The organism is Streptomyces sp. YGL11-2 (assembly GCF_050054615.1).
Lineage (GTDB): Bacteria > Actinomycetota > Actinomycetes > Streptomycetales > Streptomycetaceae > Streptomyces.
This window is the reverse complement of the sequence record NZ_JBNHIN010000002.1, coordinates 273591-283011: the sequence shown is the minus strand read 5'-3', so window position 1 is coordinate 283011 and position 9421 is coordinate 273591. Positions and strand designations below refer to the sequence as shown.

The window sequence follows — 9421 nt, the reverse complement described above, 5'->3', positions numbered from 1 at the left end:
GGCCCGCCCGCGGCCGGTGCCGTTTTCCGCACGGCACCGGCTCCGCAGCGCGCCGCGGCCCGCACAACGGGCGAGTCCCCACCCCCTTACCTACGCTGAATGGAAGCGCTCCGTTGGAACCGGTTGCGAGGCGGGTCGTGATGAGTAACCCGAGCGGCGAAGGTGAAGAAGGCGGTGCCGGGGCCCGTCCGGGCACCGGGGCCGGTCCCCCTGCCGGGGTCCCGCCCGCCGAGCCCGATCCCCGGCGGTGGTGGGGGCTCGGCGTGATCGCGATGGCGCAGTTGATGGTGGTGCTGGACGCGACCATCGTGAACATCGCGCTGCCGTCGGCGCAGCAGGCGCTGGGGATCTCCGACGCGAACCGGCAGTGGGTGATCACCGCGTACACCCTCGCGTTCGGCGGGTTGCTGCTGCTGGGCGGGCGGATCGCCGATCTGGTGGGACGGAAGCGGACGTTCATGGTCGGGCTGGTGGGGTTCGCGATCGCGTCGGGGATCGGTGGTGCGGCCACGGGGCCGGGGATGCTGTTCGGGGCCCGGGCCCTGCAGGGGTCGTTCGGGGCGCTGCTGGCGCCGTCCGCGCTGTCGCTGCTGACGACGACCTTCACGCGGGGGCGGGAGCGGAGCAAGGCGTTCGGCGTGTACGGGGCGATTGCCGGCGGGGGTGCGGCCATCGGGCTGCTCGCCGGCGGGCTGCTGACCGAGTACCTGAACTGGCGGTGGTGCCTGTACGTGAACGTTCCGGTCGCGGTGGTCGCCTGCACCGGTGCGGCCGTCCTCCTGCGCGACCGGGCCGGCCGCGGGCGGGTGCACCTGGACGTGCCGGGTGTGGCTCTGGGGTGCGGTGGTCTGGTCGCGATCGTCTACGGGTGCAGCGAGGCGGCACCCCGGGGCTGGGAGGACGGGCTGGTCGTCGGCATGCTGGTGTGGGGCGTGACGCTGCTGGCCACCTTCGCCTGGTGGCAGACGCGGGCGCAGTACCCCCTGCTGCCCCTGCAGGTCGTCCGGGACCGGAATCGCGGCGGTGCGTTTCTGACCATGGCACTGGCCGTGATCGCGATGTTCGGGATGTTTCTCTTCCTGACCTACTACTTGCAGGGCGTTCTCGGGTACTCACCGATCAAGGCCGGGCTGGCGTTTCTGCCGATGACGGCGGCGATCGTCGTCGGATCGACGCAGATCTCGGCGCGGCTGCTGCACCGGCTCGCGCCGCGGCTGCTGATGGTGCCGGGTGCGCTGCTCGCGGCGGTGGGGCTGTTCACGCTGAGGTTCCTGACCGCGGCACCCGCGTACGCGGCGCATGTCCTCCCCGCCGAGCTCCTGGTCGGCCTGGGCATGGGCCTGATCTTCATGCCGGTGATGGCGACGGCGACGGCCGGGGTGGCCCCGCAGGACGCCGGGGTCACGTCGGCGACGGTCAACACCGCGCAGCAGGTGGGCGGTTCGATCGGTACGGCGCTGCTGAACACCATCGCGGCGTCGACGAGCGCGACGTATGTCGCCGGTCATCTGACGCGCGCGGCGCGGGGCACGGGGCGGCCCGGTCTGGATCCGGCGGTCCGAATGGCGATCGTGAAGGACGGGGTGGTGCACGGGTTCACCACGGCGATCGGGGTGGGTTCGGGGATCATGCTGCTGGCCGCCGTCGTCGCCGGCGTCGTGGTCAACGGGGCGGCACCGCAGCGCGGGCCGGTACGGGCGGCGGACGGCGCGGAGTCGGCAGAGGCGGGAGTGTGAGCGCCGCCGCGGGAGCGGCGAGGCGAGCCGTGGACCGCAGGCCGCGGCACCGGTCCGTTTCACGTGAAACGGACCGTACCGGTTGCTTGCGGCGCGCGTGATGATGGGGGATGCGGGGGTGCGTTTCACGTGAAGCCGACCGGTCCGGAATCACCGTCCGTTCCCGGCCCCGGAGCCCTGTCCGCCCCCGAAAATCCCCGCGCAACCGCCCCCACCCCGTCCAGTACGATATTGACGTTCCGTAAAGCAAATCCTCACTCACCGTAGCGACTTGGGAGCAGCCGGCAATGGCTCGACACCTCATCACCAGCGCCCTTCCGTACATCAACGGGATCAAGCACCTGGGCAACATGGTGGGGTCCATGCTCCCGGCCGACGTCTATGCCCGGTATATGCGACAGCGCGGACACGACGTGCTCTACATCTGCGCGACGGACGAGCACGGGACGCCCGCCGAGCTGGCGGCGAAGGACGCGGGGCAGTCGGTCGACGCGTTCTGCGCGGAGCAGCACGACAAGCAGAAGGCGATCTACGACGGCTTCGGGTTGGAGTTCGACTACTTCGGGCGCAGCTCGTCGCCGGAGAACGTGCAGCTGACCCAGCACTTCGCGCGCAAGCTGCACGAGAACGGCTTCATCGAGGAGCGGGCGATCCGCCAGGTCTACTCGAACGCCGACGGCCGCTTCCTGCCGGACCGCTACATCGTCGGCACGTGCCCGCACTGCGGCTACGACAAGGCCCGTGGCGACCAGTGCGAGAACTGCACCCGGGTCCTCGACCCGACCGATCTGATCGACGCGCGGTCGGCGATCAGCGGCAGCGGTGATCTGGAGGTGCGCGAGACCAAGCACCTCTTCCTGCTCCAGTCGGAGCTGCAGCACGAGGTCGAGGGCTGGCTGGCGGGCAACGGCAGCAAGGAGTGGCCGACCCTCGCCTCCTCCATCGCGCACAAGTGGCTGACCGAGGGCCTCCAGGACCGGGCGATCACCCGCGATCTCGACTGGGGCGTCCCGGTGCCCGCCGATGTGTGGCCGGAGCTGGCCGCGGAGGGCAAGGTCTTCTACGTCTGGTTCGACGCGCCGATCGAGTACATCGGCTCGACGAAGGAGTGGGCCGACCAGGCGCCGGAGGAGCGCGACTGGAAGTCGTGGTGGTACGAGGCCGACGACGTCCGGTACACGGAGTTCATGGCCAAGGACAATGTGCCGTTCCACAGCGTGATGTTCCCGGCGACGCAGCTGGGGACCCGCGAGCCGTGGAAGCGGGTCGACTTCCTGAAGGCGTTCAACTGGCTCAACTACTACGGCGGGAAGTTCTCGACGTCGCAGAAGCGGGGCATCTTCACGGACGCGGCGCTGGAGCTGCTGCCGGCCGACTACTGGCGCTACTTCCTGATGGCCAACGCGCCGGAGTCGGACGACACTTCCTTCACCTGGGAGCTGTTCTCGTCCTCGGTCAACAAGGACCTGGCGGACACGCTCGGCAACTTCGTCAACCGCGTGCTGTCGTTCTCCCGCAAGCGGTTCGGCGACGAGGTGCCGGCCGGAGCCGAGGCCGGGGCCGCCGAGCAGAAGCTGGGCGAGGAGATCGCCGGGCTGCTGGCGGAGTACGAGGGCCACATGGAGGCGCTCCAGTTCCGCAAGGCGTCGGCCTCGCTGCGTGCGCTGTGGAGCGCGGGCAACTCCTACCTGGAGGAGAAGGCGCCGTGGCTGGAGATCAAGACCGACAAGGACGCGGCGGCGCTGACGCTGCGGACCGCGATGAACCTGATCCACCTCTACGCGGTGGTCTCCGAGCCGTTCATCCCGGCGTCGGCCCAGGCCATGCGGAGCGCGTTCGCGCTGGAGAACGACACCGCCCGATGGGTCTCGCAGGACGAGGCGAAGGCGCTGGCTGCCGTCCCCGCCGGGACGCCGTTCACGGTGCCGCCGGTGCTGTTCGCGAAGATCACCGAGGATGATCTGGCGGCGTACCGGGAGCGGTTCGGCGGCGCGGAGCAGTAGACCGCACCCCGCATACGGCGAAGCCCCCGGACCGGGTTCGGTCCGGGGGCTTCGCCGTATGTGCGGTGGGCGAAGGGGCCCGGAACCGAGTGGTTCCGGGCCCCTTCGCCCCCCGCACATACGGCGAAGCCCCCGGACCGGGTTCGGTCCGGGGGCTTCGCCGTATGTGCGGTGGGCGAAGGGGCCCGGAACCGAGTGGTTCCGGGCCCCTTCTCAGGTCCTCGGCGTCACTTCGTCGGCTTGTACGGCGTCGGCTTCGCGGGGCCCGTGCGGATGCTCAGGTGCAGCTCCTTGAGGCGCGCCTCGTCGACCTCGCTCGGGGCGCCCATGAGGAGGTCCTGGGCGTTGCCGTTGAGCGGGAAGGCGATGGTCTCGCGGATGTTGGGCTCGTCGGCCAGCAGCATCACGATGCGGTCGACGCCGGGGGCGATGCCGCCGTGCGGCGGGGCGCCGAACTTGAAGGCGCGGAGCATGCCGCCGAACTCGGCCTCGACGGTCTCCTTGTCGTAACCGGCAAGGGCGAACGCCTTGTACATGACGTCCGGCTCGTGGTTGCGGATCGCGCCGGAGGACAGCTCGGTGCCGTTGCAGACGATGTCGTACTGCCAGGCGAGGATGTCCAGCGGGTCCTTGGTCTCCAGCGCCTCCAGGCCGCCCTGCGGCATGGAGAACGGGTTGTGGGAGAACTCGATCTGGCCGGTGTCCGCGTTCTTCTCGAACATCGGGAAGTCGACGATCCAGCAGAACCGGAACTCGCCCTCGACGAAGTGGCCGGCGCGCTTGGCGGCCTCGACGCGGACCGCACCCATGATCTTGGAGACCTCGTCGAACTCGCCGGCGCCGAAGAACACCGCGTGGCCGGGCTTGAGGTCCAGGGCGACGACCAGCGCCTTGACGTCCTCGTCGGTGAGGAACTTGGCGATCGGGCCGGCCAGCGCGTTGTCATCGCCGACGCGGATCCAGGCCAGGCCCTTGGCGCCCTGCTGGACGGCGAAGTCGCCCAGCTGGTCGAAGAACTTCCGCGGCTGGTCCGCGGTGTCCGGCACGGCCAGGGCGCGCACGTGCTTGCCGGCGAACGCCTTGAAGCCGGAGTTCTCGAAGACGTCGGAGACGTCCACCAGCTCCAGCTCGGCGCGCAGGTCCGGCTTGTCGGAGCCGTACTTGAGCATCGCCTCGCGGAAGGGGATCCGCGGGAACGGCGAGGTGACCGTGCGGCCGTTGCCGAACTCGGTGAACAGCTCGGTCATCAGCCGCTCGACGGGCTGGAAGACATCCTCCTGCTCGACGAAGCTCATCTCGATGTCGAGCTGGTAGAACTCGCCCGGCGAGCGGTCCGCGCGGGCGTCCTCGTCGCGGAAGCACGGCGCGATCTGGAAGTAGCGGTCGAAGCCGGCGATCATCAGCAGCTGCTTGAACTGCTGCGGGGCCTGCGGCAGCGCGTAGAACTTGCCGGCGTGCAGGCGGGAGGGGACCAGGAAGTCGCGGGCGCCCTCGGGGGAGGTCGCGGACAGGATCGGGGTCGCCATCTCGTTGAAGCCGAGGGCCACCATCTTGTGGCGGATGGCGGAGATCACGGCGGTGCGCAGCATGATGTTGCGGTGCATGCGCTCGCGGCGCAGGTCGAGGAAGCGGTATTCGAGCCGCTTCTCCTCGTTGACGCCGTCTTCCGCGTTGATCGTGAAGGGGATCTGCTCGGCGGAACCGAGCACCTCGACCTCGGTGACCTCGATCTCGACCTCACCGGTCGGCAGGTCGGGGTTCACGTTGTCGGCGCCGCGCGCGCTGACCTTGCCGTCGATCCGGACGACGGATTCCTTGGTCAGCGAGCCGAGCGCCTCGTTGGCGGGGGTGCCGGGACGGGCGACGAGCTGCACGAGACCGTAGTGGTCGCGCAGATCGATGAAGAGGATGCCGCCCAGGTCACGTCGATTGTGCAGCCAGCCGCTGAGGCGGACGTCGGTGTCGACGTCCGCGGCTCGGAGCTCGCCGCAGTTATGGGACCGGTACCGATGCATCGCTCATCCAAGTCGTCGCGAGTCGAGGTGGGGAGCTGTCGGGAGAGAAGGGGCGACACGAGACTCGAACGCCCGATCGATCACCTTGTGGATCACCCGAAGACCACCCCAGGAATGGCATAACCGCTCCAGGTTACCGCCCGGCCCCCATGACCTGGTTGACATATCCCCATCAGGCCCTCCTCGACATGAGACCGGGCGCCCCCGCTGCGAGGATGGTCCCGTCCGGCTCGTTGGCCGGGCTCCGTCAAACCCACATAAAGTGATGCAATGCGCACCGAGGATCTCCTGGCCGCCATCGCGACCGGCCTGTGGCGCTGGGACAACGCATCGGGCCAGGTGACCCTCGACGCCGAAGCGGCCCGGCTCCTCGGGCTTCCCGCCGAGCCGGTGGAGCTGACCGAGGCCGCGGTGCGCTCCCGTTTTCATCCCGTGGACTTCGCCGAGATCAACGGCGTCGTCCAGCTCGCCGTCTCCGAAGGGACCCTCGCCGAGGCCCGGCTGCGCATCGTCGACGAGCGCGGGCGAGTGCTGCGCATCGTGCGCACCCGCTCCCGGCCACGGCTCGTCAACGGCGACTTCGACCTGGTCGGCACGCTCCAGGAGGTCCCCGAGCCGCAGCCCGGCACGTCCGCGGCGCACACCCCGATCACCGGCGACTGGCGCCGCTCGCGTGAGGCGTTCCTCCTGGACGCGGGCCGGGCGCTGGCCGAGGCGCGGTCGACCGCCGAGGTCCTGAGGGTCGCGGCCGGGTTGTCCATGCCGGGGTTCATGCCGGACGGCCTGGCGGTCTTCGGTGTCGAGGGGGACCGGCTCTCGGTCATCGGGCACCACGGCCACCGTCCCGGCGATGAGCGGCCGTTCTCCGGCATGACGCTGGACACCGCGTATCCGGCTGCCGAGGTCATCCGGACCGGCCGGGCCATCTACCTCCCCACCCCCGAGGAGTACCGGCGCCGCTACCCCTCCACCTGGCCGCTGGCCGCCCGTTTCCTGCGGACCTCGTGGGCGTTTCTGCCGCTGGTCAACGCGGGCCGCACGATCGGCGCCTGGATGGCCGGCTTCGCCCAGCCGGTCGCCTTCACGCCCGACGAGCGCTCGGTGCTGACCACCGTCGCCCGGATGCTGGCCCAGGCGCTGGCCAGGGCCGGTGTGCAGGAGTCGCAGCACGAGCTGGCGGTGGGGCTGCAGCGCAGCATGATGCCGACGGTGCAGCCCGACATCCCGGGGATGACGGTCGCGGCCCGCTATGTGCCGACCGGCGGCGGGCTGGAGGTCGGCGGCGACTGGTACGACATGATCCCGCTGCCGTCCGGCCGGATCGCGCTGGTCATCGGGGACGTCCAGGGCCACGACGTACGGGCCGCGGGCCTGATGGGGCAGCTGCGGATCGCGCTCCGCGCCTATGCCTCCGAGGGCCACCACCCCGACGCGGTGCTCTCCCGCGCCTCGCGCTTTCTCGCCGGGATCAACGAGACCGAGTTCCGCGGCCTCGGTGAGGACCAGCGCTTCGCGACCTGTCTGTACGTCGAGGTGGACCCGGCCACCGGGCTGCTGGACATCGCACGGGCCGGCCACCCCGACCCGGCGATCCGGATGGCGGACGGCCCGATGCTGGTCCGGCCCACCGCGGGCGGGCTGCCGCTGGGCATCGACCCGGACACCGACTACCCCACCACCCGGCTCGTCCTGGAGCCCGGCGAGACCATGCTGGTGTGCACCGACGGGCTGATCGAGACCGGCGGCCACGACCTGGAGACCGGCTGGGCCCGGCTGCGCGACATCTTCGAAGGGCATGAGGCCGGGGCGGACGAGACCAGCGGCGAGAGCCTGGAGCGGCTGGCCGACACCCTGGTCCAGGCCGTGCACGGCCCCTCCTCGCACCACACCACCGGGCCGCTGGTGGACCGCCGCGAGGACGACATCGCCGTCCTCCTGCTCTCCCGCGACGGCGGCAGCTGCGGGGTGGGCACCGGCGGACGGCCGGCGCAGCAGCCCGTACGGCGCACCGTGTTCTCCGTCGCCCAGGCCGAGCCGGAGCGGATAGCCGAGGCACGCCGGCAGATCCGCGCGGTGCTGCACGACTGGGCCGACCCGGACCAGGTCGACGCGGCGGTGCTGATGGTCTCCGAGGTGGTCACCAACGTGCTGAAGCACACCGACGGGGACGCGCTGCTGGTCGCCGAGATCTCCGGTGAGCGGGGCCGCCGGCGCATCCGGGTCGATGTCGCCGACGGCAGCGACGAGCTGCCGCACCGCCGCAGGCCCGGTGAACTGGCGTCCTCGGGGCGCGGTCTGGTGCTGATGGAGCTGCTGGCCGGCGCGTGGGGAGTGGATCCGCGCGGAGACGGCAAATCGACGTGGTTCGAGCTCTACGAGGACGCCGGATCGGCGGTGGAGCCGTCCGGCCCGGTGTCACCGGATCCCGAGGAGCCGGAGTCCGCCGCGTAGCCCCTGCGCAGTTCATGGAGGACACCGGAGGCGGCTGCGGTCAGCGGTACGGACAGCAGCATGCCGAGGATGCCGGCGACGCTCGCCCCCGCCGTGATCGCCAGCATGACCACCGCCGGGTGCATCTGCACGGTACGGCTCTGGATCATCGGCTGGAGCACATGGCCCTCCAGCACCTGCACGGCGAGGACCACGCCGAGCGCCCAGAGCGCGATCACGATGCCCCGGTCCGCGAACGCCACCAGGATCGCCACCGCACCGGAGATGAACGCGCCGAGGTAGGGGATATAGGCGCCGACGAAGACCAGTGCGCCCAGGCCGAGGGCGCCCGGCACCTGAAGGATCAGCAGTCCGACGGTGATGCAGATGGCATCGATCAGCGCGATGAAGGTGGTGCCGCGCATAAAGCCCTCGATGGACTGGAAGCCGCGCCGGGCCATCCGCTCCAGCTGCGGCGCCGAGTCGCCCGGCGCCCAGTCGTGCAGCGCGCGGACGGCCTTGTCCGAGTCCCGCAGGAAGAAGAACGTCAGCAGCAGGGCCAGCACCGCCGCGGCGATGAACTGGCCGACGATGCTGACCCCGGCCAGTAGCCCGGAGGCCGCGGTGCCGCCGAACTTGGTCACCAGGCTCTTGGCGTGGGTGGCGAGGTCGCTGAGCGAGTTGCCGGCCATACCGAAGTGCCGGGACAGGTCCGACGCGGCGTCCTTGAGCGACGCGAGGATCTGGTCACCGGTGTCGACCAGCGCGCTGACCACGATGTAGCCGGCACCGCCGACCACGACCACCAGCACGGCGCAGGTCAGCCCGGCCGCCAGCGAACGGTTGAGCTTCATCGCCACCAGCTGCCGGTAGAGCGGCCCGAGCAGCGCGCTGCCGAGCAGCGCCAGCAGGACGGGGGTGACCGCCGCGCTCAGCTCGACGCACAGCCACACCCCGACGCCCAGTACGGCCGCGACCAGGAGCACCGTCGCGCACCAGGCCGCGGCGCGGCGGGCCTCGATGGGCAGCAGCGGCTGCCTGTCGTGCGGCGGCCGGCCGGGCTCGGCGCTGCTCCGGTCTTGATCCGAGTCGTTTCGCACGCCGACAGTCCACCACGCCGATGCGGCAGTCGACGGGCATGGGGTGCGACGGCTGCGGTGTCCGGCAGGGCGCACGGAGTGGCGTTTCACGTGAAACACGTGTGCGGGGGCGGCGTTTCACGGGAAACGCCGCCCCC

5 protein-coding genes are annotated in these 9421 nt (G+C 70.7%); 3 read left to right on the top strand and 2 right to left on the bottom strand.

Annotated elements, in window-relative coordinates; genetic code table 11:
- Window positions 1-140 precede the first annotated feature (140 nt).
- Both ACO1BR_RS03580 and metG read left to right on the top strand, forming a co-directional pair.
- Window positions 141-1736 (top strand): MFS transporter, encoded by a 1596-nt coding sequence (locus ACO1BR_RS03580; RefSeq protein ID WP_426793542.1) that lies wholly within the window; start codon window positions 141-143, stop codon window positions 1734-1736.
- A 287-nt stretch (window positions 1737-2023) separates the two neighbouring features.
- A complete protein-coding gene (gene metG / locus ACO1BR_RS03575; protein WP_426793541.1) occupies window positions 2024-3739 on the top strand; it encodes a methionine--tRNA ligase in 1716 nt (571 codons plus the stop codon).
- Window positions 3740-3966: 227 nt separating this feature from the next.
- Here the strand turns inward: metG and aspS are convergent, their stop codons facing one another.
- Entirely contained in the window at window positions 3967-5754 is a 1788-nt protein-coding gene (gene aspS / locus ACO1BR_RS03570; protein WP_426793540.1) for an aspartate--tRNA ligase, read from the bottom strand.
- Window positions 5755-6024: 270 nt separating this feature from the next.
- Here aspS and ACO1BR_RS03565 point away from each other — a divergent pair, with 270 nt between their 5' ends.
- Window positions 6025-8205: a SpoIIE family protein phosphatase gene (locus tag ACO1BR_RS03565; RefSeq protein WP_426793539.1), complete on the top strand. Its 2181-nt coding sequence runs from the start codon at window positions 6025-6027 to the stop codon at window positions 8203-8205.
- On the opposite strand, the gene ACO1BR_RS03560 is transcribed toward ACO1BR_RS03565, so the two are convergent.
- The gene (locus ACO1BR_RS03560) at window positions 8127-9284 is read right to left on the bottom strand and encodes an AI-2E family transporter (protein ID WP_426793538.1); all 1158 of its coding nucleotides are present in this window, start codon (window positions 9282-9284) and stop codon (window positions 8127-8129) included. The genes ACO1BR_RS03565 and ACO1BR_RS03560 overlap by 79 nt on opposite strands.
- Window positions 9285-9421 lie beyond the last annotated feature (137 nt).

Coding starts and splice junctions, on each gene's coding strand:
- ACO1BR_RS03580 (WP_426793542.1), top strand. CDS start 141: ATGAGTAACCCGAGCGGCGAAGGTGAAGAAGGCGGTGCCGGGGCCCGT.
- metG (WP_426793541.1), top strand. CDS start 2,024: ATGGCTCGACACCTCATCACCAGCGCCCTTCCGTACATCAACGGGATC.
- aspS (WP_426793540.1), bottom strand. CDS start 5,754: ATGCATCGGTACCGGTCCCATAACTGCGGCGAGCTCCGAGCCGCGGAC.
- ACO1BR_RS03565 (WP_426793539.1), top strand. CDS start 6,025: ATGCGCACCGAGGATCTCCTGGCCGCCATCGCGACCGGCCTGTGGCGC.